At 66.4% G+C, this 16,976-nt stretch carries 16 protein-coding genes; 7 read left to right on the plus strand and 9 right to left on the minus strand.

Features of this window, described 5'->3' with window-relative positions; translation table 11 throughout:
* Positions 1 to 4: 4 nt before the first annotated feature.
* The 6 genes from ASB57_RS27555 to ASB57_RS27580 form a co-directional block, all read right to left on the minus strand.
* Complete coding sequence (locus ASB57_RS27555) at positions 5 to 943, minus strand: tripartite tricarboxylate transporter substrate binding protein (protein ID WP_082621877.1); 939 nt, start codon at positions 941 to 943, stop codon at positions 5 to 7.
* A gap of 181 nt (positions 944 to 1,124) precedes the next feature.
* Positions 1,125 to 2,045, minus strand: coding sequence for an SMP-30/gluconolactonase/LRE family protein (locus ASB57_RS27560; RefSeq protein WP_057656491.1), 921 nt, complete (start codon positions 2,043 to 2,045; stop codon positions 1,125 to 1,127).
* 54 nt (positions 2,046 to 2,099) lie between these two features.
* On the minus strand, positions 2,100 to 3,164 hold the full coding sequence (locus ASB57_RS27565; RefSeq protein ID WP_057655058.1) for a cyclase family protein: 1,065 nt from the start codon (positions 3,162 to 3,164) through the stop codon (positions 2,100 to 2,102).
* Entirely contained in the window at positions 3,161 to 4,102 is a 942-nt protein-coding gene (locus ASB57_RS27570) for a hydroxyacid dehydrogenase (protein WP_197424853.1), read from the minus strand. Before ASB57_RS27570 ends, ASB57_RS27565 begins: the two co-directional genes overlap by 4 nt.
* Entirely contained in the window at positions 4,099 to 4,782 is a 684-nt protein-coding gene (locus ASB57_RS27575; RefSeq protein WP_057655059.1) for an RraA family protein, read from the minus strand. The genes ASB57_RS27570 and ASB57_RS27575 overlap by 4 nt, the downstream gene beginning before the upstream one ends.
* A gap of 86 nt (positions 4,783 to 4,868) precedes the next feature.
* Entirely contained in the window at positions 4,869 to 5,885 is a 1,017-nt protein-coding gene (locus tag ASB57_RS27580; protein ID WP_057655060.1) for a tripartite tricarboxylate transporter substrate binding protein, read from the minus strand.
* Between the two features lie 97 nt (positions 5,886 to 5,982).
* Between ASB57_RS27580 and ASB57_RS27585 the strand changes: the two genes are divergently transcribed.
* Positions 5,983 to 6,726: an IclR family transcriptional regulator gene (locus tag ASB57_RS27585; RefSeq protein WP_057655061.1), complete on the plus strand. Its 744-nt coding sequence runs from the start codon at positions 5,983 to 5,985 to the stop codon at positions 6,724 to 6,726.
* Positions 6,727 to 6,805: 79 nt separating this feature from the next.
* Here ASB57_RS27585 and ASB57_RS27590 read toward each other — a convergent pair whose 3' ends face one another.
* On the minus strand, positions 6,806 to 7,792 hold the full coding sequence (locus tag ASB57_RS27590) for a tripartite tricarboxylate transporter substrate binding protein (RefSeq protein ID WP_082621878.1): 987 nt from the start codon (positions 7,790 to 7,792) through the stop codon (positions 6,806 to 6,808).
* 159 nt (positions 7,793 to 7,951) lie between these two features.
* Entirely contained in the window at positions 7,952 to 8,845 is an 894-nt protein-coding gene (locus ASB57_RS27595; RefSeq protein ID WP_057655062.1) for a LysR family transcriptional regulator, read from the minus strand.
* A gap of 147 nt (positions 8,846 to 8,992) precedes the next feature.
* On the opposite strand from ASB57_RS27595, the gene ASB57_RS27600 reads away from it, so the two are divergent.
* The 6 genes from ASB57_RS27600 to ASB57_RS27625 all read left to right on the plus strand — a co-directional run bounded on the left by ASB57_RS27600 (position 8,993) and on the right by ASB57_RS27625 (position 16,322).
* On the plus strand, positions 8,993 to 10,027 hold the full coding sequence (locus ASB57_RS27600; RefSeq protein ID WP_057655063.1) for a tripartite tricarboxylate transporter substrate binding protein: 1,035 nt from the start codon (positions 8,993 to 8,995) through the stop codon (positions 10,025 to 10,027).
* Positions 10,028 to 10,057: 30 nt separating this feature from the next.
* A complete protein-coding gene (locus ASB57_RS27605; protein ID WP_082621879.1) occupies positions 10,058 to 11,140 on the plus strand; it encodes an Ldh family oxidoreductase in 1,083 nt (360 codons plus the stop codon).
* A 31-nt stretch (positions 11,141 to 11,171) separates the two neighbouring features.
* The gene (locus tag ASB57_RS27610; protein ID WP_082621880.1) at positions 11,172 to 12,188 is read left to right on the plus strand and encodes a tripartite tricarboxylate transporter substrate binding protein; all 1,017 of its coding nucleotides are present in this window, start codon (positions 11,172 to 11,174) and stop codon (positions 12,186 to 12,188) included.
* An 18-nt stretch (positions 12,189 to 12,206) separates the two neighbouring features.
* Positions 12,207 to 12,974: an MBL fold metallo-hydrolase gene (locus ASB57_RS27615; RefSeq protein ID WP_057655064.1), complete on the plus strand. Its 768-nt coding sequence runs from the start codon at positions 12,207 to 12,209 to the stop codon at positions 12,972 to 12,974.
* Positions 12,975 to 13,254: 280 nt separating this feature from the next.
* Positions 13,255 to 13,995, plus strand: coding sequence for an ABC transporter substrate-binding protein (locus tag ASB57_RS27620; RefSeq protein WP_057655065.1), 741 nt, complete (start codon positions 13,255 to 13,257; stop codon positions 13,993 to 13,995).
* A gap of 449 nt (positions 13,996 to 14,444) precedes the next feature.
* A complete protein-coding gene (locus ASB57_RS27625) occupies positions 14,445 to 16,322 on the plus strand; it encodes a cytochrome c biogenesis protein CcdA (RefSeq protein WP_057655066.1) in 1,878 nt (625 codons plus the stop codon).
* 163 nt (positions 16,323 to 16,485) lie between these two features.
* On the opposite strand, the gene ASB57_RS27630 is transcribed toward ASB57_RS27625, so the two are convergent.
* Positions 16,486 to 16,863 carry a YXWGXW repeat-containing protein gene (locus ASB57_RS27630; RefSeq protein ID WP_057655067.1) on the minus strand — a complete coding sequence of 126 codons (378 nt, stop codon included), beginning with the start codon at positions 16,861 to 16,863 and terminating at the stop codon, positions 16,486 to 16,488.
* Positions 16,864 to 16,976 lie beyond the last annotated feature (113 nt).

Genomic DNA, 16,976 nt, shown 5'->3' on the forward strand with positions numbered 1-16,976 from the left:
GCATTCAATCTCCCGAGATATTCAACTTCCGCGCGATCTGCGTGTAGGTCTCGATCTCCTGCCCGATCTGGGCGGTGAGTTCCGTTCCACAAACGCTGTGCGCTTCCAGCCCCATGGCCGTCATGGTCTGCTTCGTCCTGTCGTCGGCCACATAGGCGCGCGCACTCCGTTGCAGGGTCTCTAAAACAGCGGCGGGCGTACCTGCCGGCGCCAGCATCCCGTACCAGGCATCGACCCGATAGCCGTCGACACCGGCTTCCTTGAACGTCGGCACGTCCGGCAGCAACGCCGAGCGCTGCGGCGCCGCCACGGCCAGCGCCCGCAGCTTGCCGGCGCGGACTTGCGGCAATACCGATGCCAGCGTCGCAAAGGACAGATCCACCTGGCCCGCCATCAAGTCGTTCATGGCGGGGGCGGCGCCTTTGTAGGGAACGTGCACCATCTTCAGCCCCTCGCGCGCGGCGAACAGTTCGGCGGCGAAATGCCCCGAACTGCCGATGCCCGGCGTCGCATACGTGCGCTTGCCCGGATGCTCACGCACATCCGCCATGAAGCCCGCCGTGTCCTTGGCCGGATAGTCGGGGCGCACCACCAGCACCGTCGGACTGATGGCGACGGTGCAGACCGGCGCGAAAGACTTCAAGGCATCGAACTTCACGCGATCGCTGTACAAGGCCGGAATCATGGTGTGGTTGGTGGCGGCTGCCAGCAGCGTGTAGCCATCCGGCGCGGCGGTGGCCACGGCGCCCGCGGCCAGGATGGTGTTGGCGCCAGGCCGATTCTCGACGATGAAAGGCTCTTTCAGGGTGGCGCCGGCGTATTGCGCGAAGGAGCGGGCGATGACGTCGGTCGGACCACCCGCCGCGAAACCCGTGTAGACGCGGACCGGCTGCTTGGGATACGGGGCAGTGTCGGCGGCATGCGCGATGCCTGTGCCAGCCATGGCCGCGCAGCAGGCGGAAAGGGTTAGCGCACGTACGGCGCTACGCAGTTGAAACGTTCGCGCGCTTGGGACGCTACGCAGTTGAAAAATGAGTAGGGGCATGTTGTCTCCGTGGTCGCGGCATGGGCGACCGATTGATCGTTTTGTGCTTATTGCGCCAGCGGGGATGGCGGCGCGCGGTTCAACCCGGCCGTGCCAGCGCCAGGCCCGCTTGAGGCGCCGTCATTTTCAGGATGGTCCCGGACACCGACTCCGTGCAGTACAGGGTCTGGCGGTCCGCGCCGCCAAAGGCGATGTTGGTCGTCGACATCCCCTTGGGGCTGCGCCACACGACGATGGGCTCGGCACGTGGATTCAGCAGCCACACATAGCCCAGGCCGGGATTGGCCACCACGACGTTGCCGGCCTGGTCCACCGCCAAACCGTCCGGCCCGCTGGGGCCATAGCCGGTGAAGAACTGGCCGACCTTGGCCACGCTGCCGTCTTCCATCAAGGGCGCGCGCCACACAGCATTGCCGCGCGTCACCGCGACGTACAGCACTTTCTCGTCGGGCGACAGCGCCACGCCGTTGGGGCTCGGTACGTTGGCCAGCAACAGGTCCAGCTTGCCGCGCGGATCCAGGCGGTACACCCGCCCGCTGGGATCGTGCATGCCGGACTGTCCCTGATCCGTGAAATAGAGATTGCCCTTGCTATCGAAGACCAGGTCGTTGACCCCTTTGAAGCGTTCGCTGTTGCGCCGCGCCAGAAAGTCTTCGGTTTGGCCGGTACGCACGTCCAGCTTCACCAGGCCGTTCTTGTAGTCGGTGATCAACAGCTCGTGCTCGGACAGGAATTTCATGCCGTTGGGCTCGCCGTCGTACTCGGCGATCTGCTCCCAGGCGCCTTGCGGGTCGATGCGGAGGACGCGACCGAAGGGAATGTCGGTGACGTAGAGATTGCCCTGGCTGTCGAACACCGGCCCTTCCAGAAAAGAGTCGATCGGCACGCCGCCGCGGTTGGCGTCGGCCCAGGCGGAGCGCACGCCCGTGCGGCGCAGGTGTGCGGGCATGGACGTATGCACTTCCGCGTCGCGCCACTCAGGTTGTTGGAACAAGGTCATCATGATTGTCGTGGTATCCGTCTTGGTATCGGTCGTGATTGCGGTGGGGCCGCGCTACACCGTCGCGACAGGCGTGGCGGGCGATCCGGCAGCGCCCGGCAAACGCAGCGGCGGCGCGGTCAGCAGGAAGCGCGTACGGTCATGCGCGGCCAGCCAGCGCGCCAACGGCGTCAGATACCACAGCTCGCCCAGGTGGATGCCGTTCTTGAACAGGCAGTGCTCATGCAAGGGCAGGCGCGGTGCACGCAAGCCGGGTTGCAGCTTCACATGGATGGCCTCGACGGCCGGGTTGTCGGCGATCAGGCAAGCCAGCCCGCTGTCGCTGATCCAGTTCAGCAGCCGGCCATCGTGCCCGTCCAACGCGCTGCAAGAGCGCTTGAGCAGGTCGACCTGCGGCTCCTTGCGCATGTCCAGCAGCAGTTGCGCGAAGCCCGTATGCACGCACACCATGTCGCCGCGCGTGATCTCCACGGCATCCGCGTCCAGCACCCGCATCAGGTCGTCATAGCCCACGCGGCGTTGCGCGTCGCCGAAATGACGGTGCAGGTCCACCATCACGCCGCGGCCTTGCGCGCCATGCTCGGCCAGGTTCTGGATGCCCAGGGCATGCGCGACCGGGTCCGGAAAGCGGGCCCACGGCTCGGCGGCGGGATCTTCCTTGGCCGGCAGCAACTCGACGCCGGCGCGATAGCCGTTGTAGAACACCGCTTCTGCCTGGCCATCGCCATCGGCATCGAAGCGGCTGCCGATATGGGCCAGGCTGTCCCACTGCGTGGAATATTGCAGGCTCATCAGCACCGTATCGTCGCAGACCACATCGGTGATGTGCGGATCCTCGTCGGCGTAGGAAAAGCAGAAGCTCTGCTTGCCGGCGCTGGCGCCGTCGCGCAGGGTGGCGTAACGGCGCGGGGGCGGACGCTTGGGGTTGAGGGCGCTGCCGCCCGGATAGTCCAGGGGCAGGGACAGGCAGAACGTCAGCCCTTCGCGTACTTCCGCGATGCCTTGCAGGACCTTGGCGCGGTCCACCCAGTTCATGCGGCCGCGTTGATCGTCGGGGCCGAAGTCGCCCCAATTGGAGCCGGGCGGACGCTGTTGCCAGCGCTGATCGGACGACGTCATGCAGCCTCCTTTTCGCCGCGCAGCACGGCGAGCACGTTGTTGGCCGCGGCCGTGCCCATGCTGACATAGGCGTCGCGCGTCACGCCGCCGATATGCGGACTAAGAATAAGATTGGCGACGCCGAAATAAGGATGGTCGGCGGGCGGCGGTTCCTGCGCGAAGCTGTCCAGCCCGGCGCTGGCGACCTTGCCGCTACGGGCGGCGGCCACCAGCGCGGGCTCGTCGATGAGTCCGCCGCGCGCGGTGTTGACGATGATCACGCCATCGCGGCAGCGCGCCAAGGTCGCGGCATTGATGACGTTGCGGGTCGTCTCGGTCAGTGGCGCATGCAGGGAGATCGCGTCGGACTCGGCCCACAGCTGGTCCAGGGCGGCAGGCGTGATGTAGTCCGGCAGGTCCGTGGCGTAGGGGTCGTGGCCCAGGATGCGCATGCCCATGGCGTGCGCGGTGGCCGCGGTCAGGCGTCCAATGGCGCCCAGGCCGATCAAGCCCAGCGTCTTGCCGCGCAGCTCCACGCTCTTGTGCGTGGCCTTGTCCCAATGGCCCGCATGCATGCGCACGTTCATGGCGACGATGGATTTGGCGCAGGCCAGCAGCAGGGCGATGGCGTGTTCCGCCACCGCCGCCGCGTTCGCGCCCGCGGCTGCCTTGATGGCGATGCCGCGCTCCGTGGCCGCCGCGCGGTCGATGTTGTCGGTGCCGCTGCCGTGCTTGGAGATGACGCGCAGCGACTTGCCGGCGCCGATGATCCTGGCATTGATCTGGCCATAGCGCACGATCAAGGCAACGGGGTCGTGCCGCGCCACCAGCCCGGCCAGCTGTTCTTCGGTGAAGCGGGCGCCGGCATACTCCACCTGATAGTCGTGCAGCAGGGCCAGCGCGGCGGGCGCCAGGTCCGCACCCGTCACCAGCACGCGGGGTTTGGCGGCGGCTGTCACAGCGTTTCTCCCTGCTTGAGCACGCCGGCGGTCACCAGCGCGGCCTGCAGCCAGGGGGCGTCGACATTGCCCTTCTTGATTTCCTCGATACGCTTGGCTTCCGACTTGACCTTGTGCGCGGCCAGCGGCAGCAGGCCTTCGATCTTCTCGCGCTCGACGACGACCACGCCGTCCGCATCACCGCAGATGAAGTCGCCCGGGTTCACCGTGACGCCGCCGACGGAGACCGGATTGCCAATGCGGCCGCCGACCTGCTTGGTCGGGCCGTTGGGATTGGTGCCGACGCTGAAGACCGGGAAATCCATTTCCTCGATGTCCAGGCTGTCGCGCGCGGCGGCGTCCATCACCACCGCGGCCAGTTTGCGCTCGCGGGCGACGTTCATCATGATGGTGCCCATCAGCGCGCACGTCTGGTCGCCCTTGCCGTCGATCACCAGTACGTCGCCCGGCTGGGCCAGCGCCAAAGCGGCATGGATCATCAGGTTGTCGCCCGGCCGGACTTCGATGGTGAAGGCGGTGCCGGCGAACTGCATGTGAGGACGCAGCGCGCGGATGCGGCCGTGCAGGGCGCCACGGCGTCCCGCCACGTCGGCCAGGATGGCGGGTTGGTACTGCGCGGCTTCCCGCACGATGGCGGCGGAGACGCGGTCGAAGGTCTTGTTGATGTCGGCGTTAGGCATGACGAATCCCATGATGAAAAAACGTGAGGACGAAAGCAGCCGGGACGACGCGCGGGGCTGTGGCGCCGTCGTCCCGGTCGCGCGTATCAGTCGATATGGACACCCGCATCCTTGATCACTGGCGCCCAGCGTTGGATGTCGGACTTGATCAGGTCGCCGAACTGCGCGGGCGTGCCGCCAAGGACGTCGGCGCCCTGTTCCTGCAGAACCTTGATCAGGCGGGGCTGCTTCAAGGCCTTGTTCATCTCGACGTTGAGCGCATCGATGATGTTGGCGGGCGTGCCGGCGGGAGCGACATAACCGAACCAGGTGACGGCCTCATAGCCGGGGTAGCCGGCCTCCGCCATCGTCGGCACGTCGGGCAGGTCCGCCACGCGCCTGGTGGACGTCACCGCCAGGGCGCGGAACTTGCCGTCCTTGATATGGCCAAGCAGGGTAGGCACGGAAGACATGTAGAGCTGCACGCGGCCGCCGATCAGGTCGACGACGGCCTGGCTGGCGCCCTTGTAGGGGATGTGCATGAACTTCACACCCGCCATCTTCTGCAGCATCTCGCCGGAAAGATGCGCCACGGTGCCGTTGCCCGGTGATGCGAAGGCCAGGGTGTCCTTCTTCGCGGCGCTGACCAGGTCGGCCAAGGTGCGATAGGGGCTGTTGGCCGACACGACCAGCACCAGCGGCGCGCCGGCCATCAAGCCGATCGGCGCCAGGTCCTTGACCGAGTCATAGGGCATCTTGCTGTAGAGGGTGGGATTGATGGACAGGTTGCTGGTCTGGCCCAGGCCGATGGTGTAGCCGTCGGCCGCGGAACGGGCCACCGCATCGATGCCCAGATTGCCGCCGGCGCCTGGTCGGTTCTCCACCACGAAATTCCAGCCCTTGGCTTGCGCCACTTCACGCACGACCTCGCGCGCGATCAGGTCCGTGCCGCCCGCGGGCGGGAAGGGCACGATGACGCGGATGGGCTTGTCGGGATAGGCGGCGGCCGCAGCCGGGGCCGGCAATAGTGCGAACGACAGGGCAAAGGACAGTCCGCACAGTGCGGCGCAGATCGATCTGCAAACCCGGGCAATACCCGCGAGCGAGCGATACGAGGGGAACATTGAGCGTCTCCATAATGGTTTTTTTAGTGACGCTCATTCTGAAAGTCTGTTCCGCACAATACAATAGCGTCTCGTCTAACGGAACACGTCTTGCGCCATGAAACAGCCTCAAGCAGATAAGGAAACCGGTGGCGACGCCGAGGAAGGCGTGGTCGCCGTGCGCCGGGCCATGCGGATACTGGAAGCCTTCGGGGTGGAGGAGCCGCATCTCTCCCTGGCGGAATTGAGCCGCCGCACCGGCTATCACCGGTCCACCGTCCTGCGGCTGGCGCGCACCCTGGCGCTGGACGACTACATGGCGCAGCGGGCCGATGGCACGTGGCGGCTGGCGCGCGCGGCGGGCTGGCTGGGGGCCTGCTACCAGGCCACGTTCAACGTGCATGACATCGTGGAGCCGGTGTTGCGCGAACTGACCATCGCCACGGGAGAAAGCGCCACCTTCTACGTGCGCGAAGGCCAGCAGCGGATTTGCGTGGTCCGGGTGGAGGGGCCCAAGGCCATTCGTCATCATGTGCGCGTGGGCGCTGGCCTGCCTTTGGATCTGGGTAGTCCCGGCCGGGTCATCCTGGCGTTCTCGGGCGAAGCCGGTGAGCCCTATGAGAGCGTGCGCCGGCAGGGCTACATGATGTCGCTGGGCGAACGCGATCCGGAGGTCTCCAGCATCGCGGCGCCGGTGTACGGCTTGAACTGGACCTTGCTGGGCGCCGTGTGCATCTCCGGGCCGCTGTCGCGTCTGACGGAAGCCGCGCTGCATCAGCACAAACCGGCCGTGCTGGCCGCGGCCGAGCGTCTGTCGCGCGCCATGATGGCGACGCGCCCGGCGCCGGCGGGCGTGGTGTAGACGTGCGGTGTAGCCGCGTGGTGTAGCCGCGTGGTGTAGCCGAGGCTCGCGTTGTCGGCGTCCGCCCCAGTCCAGGTCCTTAGTCCAGGTGGATGTCGCCCTTCTTGATCACCTCGGCCCATTTCGCGTCTTCCTTCTTCAGGTAATCCGCGAATTCCGCCGGCGTCGATCCTATCGGCTGCGCGCCGACGTCGTCGAAGCGCTTGCGGACCTCGGGGTCTTTCAGCGCGCTCACCAGCGCTTCATGCAGTTTCTTCGCGATGGCGGGGGGAACGCCGGCCGGCAGGAACATGCCGTTCCACTCGTAGACCTCGTAGCCAGGAATGACGGTTTCCGCGACGGTGGGCACATTGGGCAGCAGGGGGGCGCGCTTGGGTGACGAGATCGCCAACGCGCGCAGCCGGCCGGACGCGACCAGGGGCGAAGACGCCGCCACGGTGCTGAACATGAAATCGACCTGGCCGCCCATCACGTCGGTGATGGCAGGACCGCCGCTCTTGTAAGGCACGTGCATCATGTCCAGCTGCAGCTTCTGGCGGAACAGTTCCGACGCCAGACGCTGCACCGTGCCGCTGCCGCCCGAGGCGAAGTTGATCTTGCCCGGGTGAGCCTTGGCCTGCGCGATCAGGCCGTTCACGTCCTTGTAGGGCGAGTCGGCCTTGACGATCAGGATGTTGGGCGCCAGTGAAACCAGCGCCAGCGGCTCCAGCGCGGTATTCGAATAAGGCATCTTGCCGAACAGATGCGGATTGATCGAGTAGGGCGTCGCGTCGTAGAGCATGGTGTAGCCGTCGGCCGCCGCCTTGGCCACGTAGCCCGCGCCTATGGTGCCGCTGGCACCGCTGCGGTTCTCCACGATGAAGCTGGCATTCATGTTCGCCCCCATCTTCTGCGCGACCACGCGCGCCAGGGCGTCGGCGGCGCCGCCGGGCGCGTAGGGAACGACGATGGTGATGGGATGGTCCGGGTATTCCGCGCGGGCCGGTGCGCTGTTGAAGAAAGCCAGCGTGGCGGCGACGAGGGCGGCGCGCGCGAGTGCGGGCCTGGCCCTGGATAGGCTGAACATGCATGTCTCCTGGGTTGTCATGGCGCTTTACGGATGAAGCGCGCTTTCGCGCACTCTAATCACGTGTTCCGCGCATTACAACGAGCGTGCGGCTGATGAAATGCGTTTCATAGCGCGCAACGCGATGGGAATGCCGTCCTTGAGACGTGGCCGGCCGGTTCAGATACCGCCGCGCCGCTTCACCACCATGTCGAACAGCAGTTGCGCCACGGGGCTGAGCGCGCGGCCGCGGCGCTGGATCAGGCCCAGGGCGCGGCTGACCACGGGCTGGTTCAGCTTGAGGCTGACCAGCGCTTCGTGGCTGCCGGGCGGCATGGCCAGGCGCGGCACCACGCCCACGCCCAGACCCGCCTCGACCATGCTGACCAGGGCCGGCACGTGCTGGACTTCGCAGGCCCAGCGCGGCTTGATCTCGCTATGCGCCAGGGCCTGGTCGATCAGGAAACGATTGCCGCTGCCTTGCGCCAGACTGATGTATTCGTAGGCGCTCAGGTCCTTCCAGCTGACCTGGCGCCGCGTGGCCAGGGGATGGTCCTTGTTTACCGCCGCCACGAAGGCCTCTTCCAGCAGCGGCCGGAATTCGATGTCGGGGTCCTGCGTGCCGATATACGTCAGGCCGAAATCCGCGTCGCCACGCGCGACGGCGGTCAGCACCACGGACGATGACTCATCGATCACCCGCATGCGGATGCGGGGATATTGCTGGTGATACTCGCGCATGACGGCCGGCAGGAAGTAGGCCACGGCCGATGGCACGCAGGCGATGGTGACCTGGCCCGACATGCGCTCCGCCACGTCCTGGATGCCGACCAGCGCATTCTCCAACTCGTTCAGCACATTGCGGGCGCGCGGCACGAAGCCACGGCCGATGGCGGTCAGCTCCACCTTGCGGGTAGTGCGGTTGAACAGCTCCACGCCCAGGGCGTCTTCCAGCTTGTCGATGCGCCGCGACAAGGCGGACTGGGACAGGTGCAGGGACAGCGAGGCCGCCCGAAAACTGCCCAGGTCGGCCACCGCCAGGAAGCCGCGCAGATCCGCGAGATCGAATTTCATCAGTATGAAGCTTTGTTGTGTTTGACGCATTAATCCATCGAATATTTGCACTTTACTGGATAACGCCGCGCCCGCATCATCTTTTCCGCACGATGACAGCCCGTCGTGCCCATACCTTCAATAAGAAAGGGCAAGGAGACCTCCCGTATGTCCCAGACGATACGTACCCACGCGTCGCGCCGGTCCGCGCGCGCGCTGTCCACGCTTTTGCTGCGGCTCGCCTTCCTGGCGCCGGCCCTGGCGGGCACGGCCGCCGAGGCCCAGACGCCGGCGCCCGCGGCCTGGCAACCTGATCACGCGCTGCGTTTGCTGGTGCCCTATGGCCCTGGCGGCAGCTCCGACGTGATCGCGCGCGCCATCGCCATGGAAATGTCGCGCGACCTGGGTAAGCAGGTGGTGGTGGAGAACAAGGGTGGCGGCCAGGGCACCATCGCCACGCAGGAAGCGGCACGCGCCACGCCCGACGGTTACACACTGCTGTTGGGCCACGTCGGCACGTTGGCGGTGAATCCCGCCATGATGTCCAAGCTGCCTTACGACCCGCAAAAGGATTTCGCTCCCATCATTCTGTTGGCCAAGCTGCCGATGGTGTTCGCCGTGAACGAGAAGCTCAAGGTCAAGGATCTGCCGGCCTTCGTGGCCCAGGCCAAGGCCGCGCCCGGCAAGCTGAACTATGGCTCGGCCGGCAACGGCAGCGCGGGGCATCTGGCGTTCGAGATGCTGAAGACGGCGGCGGATATCGACGTGGTGCATGTGCCTTACAAAGGCACCGGCGCCCAGCTGACGGATCTGCTGTCCGGCAATATCGACGCCGCCGCCGCGGGCCTGCCTGGGCTGTTGCCGCACGCACGCAGCGGCAAGATCCATCTGCTGGCGGTCGGTTCCGCGCAACGCCTGGCCGCGGTGCCGGACGTGCCCACGGTGGCCGAGATGGGCTATCCCGGTTTCGAGAGCGTGCAGTGGTTCGGCCTGCTGGCGCCGGCCGGCACGCCGCCGCAGGCCATCGCGCGCCTGCATAAGGCCGCGCTCGTCGCCTTGCGTTCCGACACCGTGCGCAAGCGCCTGGAAGAAGACTCCAGCACCGCGTCGGGCGCGGGTCCTCAGGAATTTTCCGCCTTCATCGCCAGCGAACAGAAGCGCTGGGGTGAAGTCGTGCGCCGCGCGCAACTGCACGCGGATTGAACGTTTTTTTCGTATGGGAATGCTGAAATCATGACTGCTGCCGCTAGTTCGAATCACACCGCGCAAAACACCGCGCAAGCCGCGCCGCATTTCAACGAGGCCGAACTGACCGAGTTGGGCACGCGCGCGTTCCAGGGCCTGGGCCTGCCGCGCGAGGACGCCGCCGACGTTGCGCGCGTGCTGCTGCTGGCCGATCTGTTCGGCTTGTCCACGCATGGCTTTTCGCGCGTCGAATCCTATGGCGAGCGCCTGCAGATCGGTGGCATCAACGCGCAGGCCCGCATCAAGGTGGAGGCCCCCGCGCCGGCCTTGCGCCTGGTCGATGGCGACAACGGCGTCGGCCCCCTGGTGGGCATGCATGCCTTGCGCGCGGCGATGGACGCGGCGCGCACGCAGGGCGTGGGCGTGGCCTTCGCCCGCGGCAGCAATCACTTCGGCCCGATCTCGCCGTATGGCTTGATCGCCGCAGAGGAAGGCTTTGCCAGCATCATCGGCAGCAATGCCACCACCACCATCGCACCGTGGGGCGGCAGCGACGCGCGCCTGGGCAACAGCCCGCTGGGCTTCGGCGTGCCGAATCCGGGTGGCGATCCCTTCCTGCTGGACATGGCGATGAGCGTGGTGGCGCGCGCCAAGATCCGCAATGCGATGAAGGCGGGCCAGGCGATACCGAATACCTGGGCCACCGACGCGGCGGGTAATGCCACCACCGACCCCAAGGCCGCGCTGGACGGCTTCCTGCTGCCGATTGGGGGGCACAAGGGTTACGGCCTGGCCTTGCTGGTGGACCTGTTCTCGGGCCTGCTGTCCAACGCCGCTTATCTGACGCACGTGCAGTCGTGGTCGGACGCGCCGGAGCAGGCGCAGAACCTGGGACATTTCTTCATTCTGATCGACACCAGCAAGCTGGGGTCGCCGCAATGGTTGACGGAACGGATGAAGGACTTCGCGGCCATTCTGCACGGCAGCGCGCCGGCGGTGGCAGGGCAGCCGGTGATCGTGCCGGGCGAGATCGAGCTGGGCAAGCTGCGGCGCCAGCGCGAGGAAGGCATTCGCCTGGACAGCGCCGCCGTGGCCTTGCTGCGCGAGCATGCCGCCAAGGTGCCTGGCTGACGCAGGCGTCGCGGTCCACGAGGAGACAACCATGTTCAAAAGAAAATCGTCGACCCCCAGCTTTTGCGCGCATCAACGCGGGCGGGCGGTGGTGCCATTGATGCTGGGCGCGGTGGCCTTGATGACCAGCGCCGCCGCGCTTGCGGATTATCCCGACCGTCCCATCCGCGTGATCGTGCCGTACGTCGCGGGCGGCGCGGCGGACATCACGGCGCGCGTGGTGGCGCAGAAGATGGCGATGGACCTGGGCGTGGCCCTGGTGGTGGAAAACAAGCCGGGCGCCAACGGCATGATAGGCACCGACATGGTGGTCAAGGCCGCGCCCGACGGCTATACCTTGCTGCTGGATGCCAGCGGACCGCTGGTGGTCAATCCTTCGCTGTACAAGAAGACGCCCTACGATCCCTTGAAAGACCTGGCGCCCATCTCGCAGCTGACCAGCTATCAGTATGTGCTGGTGGTGCCGGAGAAATCGCCCATCCACAGCGTCGATGACCTGGTGCGCGACGCCAAGGCGCATCCGGGCCAGGTGACTTACGGATCGGCCGGCATCGGGTCCGGCGGCCATCTGGCGGGCGAGCTGCTGGGTGTGTTGACCGGCACCAAGCTGACTCATGCGCCGTACAAAGGCAACGCGCAGGCGCTGACCGACGTGCTTAGCGGGACGCTGACGTTTACCTTCGACACGGTGGTGACGTCGGTGCCGCATATCCGCTCGGGCCGCTTGCGCGGATATGCCGTGTCGGGGCCCAAGCGGGCGGGGGTGTTGCCCGACCTGCCCACCATGGAGGAGTTGGGTTATAAGGATTTCAACGTGACCCAGTTCCAGGGCTTGCTGGCGCCCGCGGGCACCGATGCCAGGATCATCGCGCGTCTGCACGATGCGGCGGTCAAGGCGGTGAAGCAGCCCGACGTGGTGCGCAAGCTGGAAACCGAAGGCGGCAACGATATCGTGGCGGGCACGCCCGAGGCGTTCGCGCAGACGATGCGCGAAGACCTGGAGCGCTTTCGCAAGCTCATTCAGCAGGCCGGCGTGACGGCGGAATAGAAGAAAACGGAGCGAGACATGTACAACATCGATGTACTGGTACAGGGTTTTCCGGGCCGCGCGTTGTTTCATGGCGGTTTGGGCTGGAGCACCACCACCCTGTTGCGCGGCGAAGGACGACATATCCTGGTCGACGTCGGCGCGTTCGGCGTGCGGCATTATTTGCACAAGCAGCTGGACGATCTTGGCGTGAAAGCGGAAGACATCACCGACGTGGTGCTGACGCATGCCCACTACGATCATGCGGTGAACTTCACCTTGTTTCCCAAGGCGACGGTGTGGATAGGCGATGTGGAATTGAACTGGGCCAGCGCTCAGCCGCCGGGATTCAATCCTCTTCCCGAACTCTATGTGCGTGAGCTTGCCGCTTCCAGCCGGGTGCGGCGTGTACGGCATGGAGATGCCTTCCTGCCTGGGTTCACGGCCATCGACGCGCCGGGGCATACGCCGGGCCATCTGTTGTTCTACGTCACCGGCGAGCGTCCCATCCTGTTCACGGGCGATGCCGCCAAGAACCGGGCGGAGCTGTTGTCCATGACGGTGGCGGATACGGGCGACATGGATGCCAGCCGCGCCAGCCTGACGGTGATCTGGAATTACTGGAAGCGGGCGCCGGCCACGTTGCTGGTGCCCGGCCACGACCTGTGCATGTTGCTGGATGCGGACGGGCAGCCGGAGTATGTCGGCGAGCGGCGTGCCGCCATCCGCACCTGGTTCGGCGAGAACCTGGAAGGCGGGCTGGTCGATCTTTGCTGTGGGGGGGAGACCGTCCGATATAGCGCTTGAGTTTTCCCGCCGAAGAGCAGATCGTTGAGCCTGATGGTTGATCTGCTCGATCGTGGGGTACGCGCCCCGGAGATCGACGCAGAGATCGACCCGTTAAGCTGACTGACAAAAAGGAGACGGCACAATGTCTGGCTTGTCGCGTAGGAAATTCGTAGAGCGTTGCCTGTTCACCGCGGCCGGGGGCGTGGTGGCGCCCGCGGTTTATCGCAATGCCGCTGCCCAGGGCAGTGCCGCTCCCCTTAATTCACCTGCTTCGTCTGAACGTAGAAACGGAAAGCCCATGACTTCTTCCATCGATTCTTCCATTGTTGCCAAGTTCACCCCGACGGGACGCCTGCGCGCTTCCATCAACGTCGGCAATCCCATCCTGGCGCGACGCGATCCTGCTACGGGGGCCGCGGGCGTGTCGGTCGATCTGGCCCATGCTTTTGCCGATCGCCTGGGCGTGTCCCTGGACCTGGTGGTGTTCGACAGCGCCGGCAAGTCGGTGGACGCGGTGACGGCTGAACAGGCCGATATCGGCTTCTTCGCCATCGACCCGGTGCGTGGTGCGGGCATCAATTTCACCGATGCCTATGTGGAGATCGAAGGGGCCTATGCCGTGCGCGAGGATTCGCCCGTGCGCGCGATCGCTGATGTGGACGTGGCGGGCCGGACCGTCATGGTGGGCAAGGGCAGTGCGTATGACCTGTATCTGACGCGCGAGCTGAAGCAGGCGACCCTGTTGCGCGCGCCGACCTCGCCGGCGGTGGTCGACACCTTCGTCGCGGAGAAGGCCGATGTGGCGGCCGGCGTGCGCCAGCAGCTCGAAGGCGACCTGAAGCGTATTTCGGGCCTGCGGATGGTGCCGGGCAGCTTCATGGTGATCCGCCAGGCCATGGGCTTGCCCAAGGGCCGCGGCGAGGACGCCGCCAAGGTGTTGACGGCTTTCGTCGAGGAAATGAAGGCCTCGGGCTTCGTCGCCGAAGCTTTGAAGCGCCACAACATCGAAGGCGCCGCCGTAGCCCCTCCGACGAAGTAGCGGGCCAGAGGGGCCCACCCGTACCGCGCTGCGCGCGGACCAGTAGCGGACCCACCCCTACCGCGCTGCGCGCGGCCCAGCAGCGGGCCCACCCCTACCGCGCTGCGCGCGGCCCAGCAGCGGGCCCACCCGTACCGCGCTGCGCGCGGCCCCTCAAGGGGCGACACCGGCGGACCGGGGGACCCGGCTCCGCGGTGTCCCCGATCGGGTGGAGTTCTTAAGGCCGCTGTTTTAGCTCGGGCATCCCATACCTTATTCCGTACCTTATGCCGCACGGGGGCGGAGCTCCGCTCCGCCCCCCCTACCCCCTCCCCGGGAGGGTATTTATCGCGGAAAGTTTAAGTTTGCGTGAGGACTTCAACCACGCACGGGAACTACGCTTCGGACATCTGCTGGGCAAACCGCCCGGTTTCATAGACCAATAAGATGATGTCCACGGAGTACCCGCCATGTTCCTGCTCATTCTCCTCGCCTATGTAGGCGGCGCCCTGACCATCGTCAGTCCGTGCATCCTGCCGGTACTGCCCTTCGTCTTCTCCAGCGCCAGCCAACCCTTCCGCCGCAGCGGCCTGCCGCTGCTGATCGGCATGGCCCTGACCTTCGCCCTGGTTGCCTCCCTGGCCGCGGTCGGGGGCGGCTGGGTGGTGACGGCCAATCAGTATGGCCGCTGGCTGGCCCTGGGCTTGATGGCCGTCTTCGCGCTGGCGCTGCTGTTCCCCCACATCTCCGAAAAACTGACCCAGCCCCTGGTGTCGGTCGGCAACCGCCTGTCGCAGACCGCGCAGGACGGCCAGGGCCGCCCCTGGGCCGCGCTGCTGCTGGGCGTGGCGACCGGATTGCTGTGGGCGCCCTGCGCCGGCCCGATCCTGGGATTGGTCTTGACCGGTGCCGCATTGCAGGGCGCCAACGTGGGCAGCACGGTGTTGCTGCTGGCTTACGCCGCGGGCGCCGCGACGTCTCTTGGGCTCGCCCTGCTGGCGGGCGGCCGTGTGTTCACGGCGATGAAGCGTTCCCTGGGTGCGGGGGAGTGGGTACGACGCGGGCTCGGCGTACTGATGCTCGCGGGCGTGGCCGCCATATCCCTCGGCTGGGACACGGGTGTGTTGGCGCAGGTGTCGACGGCGTCGACGGGTAATCTGGAGCAGGCGCTGGTGACCCGGCTGGCCGGCGACAAGACGCCCGGTGCGATGAACGGCGGCGGTGCCATGACCGGCGGCGCGATGAACGGGGGTGCCATGAACGGCGGTGCGATGACCGGTGGTGCGATGAATGGTGGCGCCATGACTGGCAACGCCATGACCGGCAACGCCATGACCGGCAACGCCATGCAGGCCGCTGCCAAGCAATCCCTGGCCTTGCCCGATGAAGGCCCGGCGCCCGCCCTGGACGGCGCGGTCCAATGGCTCAATTCCCCGCCCCTGACCACGCAGCAATTGCGCGGCAAGGTGGTGCTGGTCGACTTCTGGACTTACTCCTGCATCAACTGCCTGCGCGCCTTGCCCTATGTGAAGGCCTGGGCCGACAAGTACCGTGACCAGGGCCTGGTGGTGATCGGCGTGCACGCCCCCGAGTTCGCCTTCGAACGCGATGCCGACAACGTCAAGCGCGCCGCCGCCAAGCTGGGTCTGGACTATCCCATCGCCATCGACAACAACTACGCCATCTGGCGCGCGTTCAACAACCAGTACTGGCCCGCGCATTACTTCATCGACGCCCAGGGCCGCATTCGCCATCACCATTTCGGCGAAGGCGAATACGACCAGTCCGAGCGGGTGATCCAGCAATTGCTGCGCGAAGCCGGCGCCCGCGACGTGTCGTCCCAGTTCGCCGACGTGCGTGGCCAGGGCGCCCAACTGGCGCCGGACATGACGGAAGTCGGTTCGCCGGAAACGTATCTGGGGTATGCCCGTAGCGAACGCTTCGCGTCAGGCCGCGTGACCCGCGACGACCCCGCTGACTATGCGGTGAGCGACGCCGGCAACCTCAAGCTGAACCAATGGGGCCTGGCCGGCAAGTGGACCGTGGAAGACGAACGCGCGCTGCTCGACCAATCCGGCGGTCGCATCGTCTACCGCTTCCATGCCCGCGACCTGCATCTGGTGCTCGGCCCGGGACCGGACAACAAGCCCGTGCGTTTCCGCGTGACGGTAGACGGCAAGGCGCCGGCCGACGCGCATGGCACCGACGTGGCGGCCGATGGCAGCGGCACGGTGACCGAACAGCGTCTCTACCAGCTGCTGCGCCAGCCCGGCGCGGTAGGCGACCACACCTTCGCCATCGAGTTTCTCGACCCGGGTGTCGCGGCCTACGCATTCACCTTCGGCTGATCGGCATCTCGGTCTTTCAGCCACAGGCCGAATGACGACGGGCCTGGTATGCGAGGATGCATGCCAGGCCCGTGGTTCGTGGAACTTGCGGGACAGGGGCCTGGCTCGAAGGAGAGCCAGGCCTGATTTACCGGCGCCCGGTTGCGCGCCGGTAAGCCTTCGATCAACGGCGATTGGGGTTGCCGGGATGGCGGTCGTAGCGGTTGGGCACGCCGTCGCCGTCACGGTCCCAGCGTGATTGGGCGTAGGTCCAGCGGCCGTGGTCCTGGCGCCATTGGGGAGCGCGGTAGGCGTAGCCGGGACGTGCCCGCAGCCAGTTGCCGCCGGCCCAGGCGTAGCGGTCATGGCGCCACTCCCAGTGGCCGGGCGCCCAGACGTAGCCGGGGCGCGGCGCGGGCACGACTTCCACGCGCGGCGGGGGAGGGGCGACACCGATGCTGATGTCCACATTGGTACGAGCGGAAGCCGGGGCCGTCATGGCGCCCATGCTGACGATGAGCGCGATACCAGCCGACGTGGCGATCTTGGCGATGGTTTTCATATTCGATGCTCCTTCCTGGAACTGGCATTCGTGGATGAATGCGTGCAGTGCGATTTCATTATCTGCGCACTTTCCCGGCGCGGAAGCCCCGCTCAAGCACCGCTTATTTCAAT

Origin of the sequence: Bordetella sp. N (assembly GCF_001433395.1) — a bacterium.
In the GTDB taxonomy this organism is placed as follows: domain Bacteria; phylum Pseudomonadota; class Gammaproteobacteria; order Burkholderiales; family Burkholderiaceae_B; genus Bordetella_C.

Bases quoted from the DNA above. Each gene is read 5' to 3' on its own strand.
- ASB57_RS27555 (WP_082621877.1), bottom strand. From the start codon at position 943: ATGGCTGGCACAGGCATCGCGCATGCCGCCGACACTGCCCCGTATCCC.
- ASB57_RS27560 (WP_057656491.1), bottom strand. From the start codon at position 2,045: ATGACCTTGTTCCAACAACCTGAGTGGCGCGACGCGGAAGTGCATACG.
- ASB57_RS27565 (WP_057655058.1), bottom strand. From the start codon at position 3,164: ATGACGTCGTCCGATCAGCGCTGGCAACAGCGTCCGCCCGGCTCCAAT.
- ASB57_RS27575 (WP_057655059.1), bottom strand. From the start codon at position 4,782: ATGCCTAACGCCGACATCAACAAGACCTTCGACCGCGTCTCCGCCGCC.
- ASB57_RS27580 (WP_057655060.1), bottom strand. From the start codon at position 5,885: ATGTTCCCCTCGTATCGCTCGCTCGCGGGTATTGCCCGGGTTTGCAGA.
- ASB57_RS27585 (WP_057655061.1), top strand. From the start codon at position 5,983: ATGAAACAGCCTCAAGCAGATAAGGAAACCGGTGGCGACGCCGAGGAA.
- ASB57_RS27590 (WP_082621878.1), bottom strand. From the start codon at position 7,792: ATGTTCAGCCTATCCAGGGCCAGGCCCGCACTCGCGCGCGCCGCCCTC.
- ASB57_RS27595 (WP_057655062.1), bottom strand. From the start codon at position 8,845: ATGAAATTCGATCTCGCGGATCTGCGCGGCTTCCTGGCGGTGGCCGAC.
- ASB57_RS27600 (WP_057655063.1), top strand. From the start codon at position 8,993: ATGTCCCAGACGATACGTACCCACGCGTCGCGCCGGTCCGCGCGCGCG.
- ASB57_RS27605 (WP_082621879.1), top strand. From the start codon at position 10,058: ATGACTGCTGCCGCTAGTTCGAATCACACCGCGCAAAACACCGCGCAA.
- ASB57_RS27610 (WP_082621880.1), top strand. From the start codon at position 11,172: ATGTTCAAAAGAAAATCGTCGACCCCCAGCTTTTGCGCGCATCAACGC.
- ASB57_RS27615 (WP_057655064.1), top strand. From the start codon at position 12,207: ATGTACAACATCGATGTACTGGTACAGGGTTTTCCGGGCCGCGCGTTG.
- ASB57_RS27620 (WP_057655065.1), top strand. From the start codon at position 13,255: ATGACTTCTTCCATCGATTCTTCCATTGTTGCCAAGTTCACCCCGACG.
- ASB57_RS27625 (WP_057655066.1), top strand. From the start codon at position 14,445: ATGTTCCTGCTCATTCTCCTCGCCTATGTAGGCGGCGCCCTGACCATC.
- ASB57_RS27630 (WP_057655067.1), bottom strand. From the start codon at position 16,863: ATGAAAACCATCGCCAAGATCGCCACGTCGGCTGGTATCGCGCTCATC.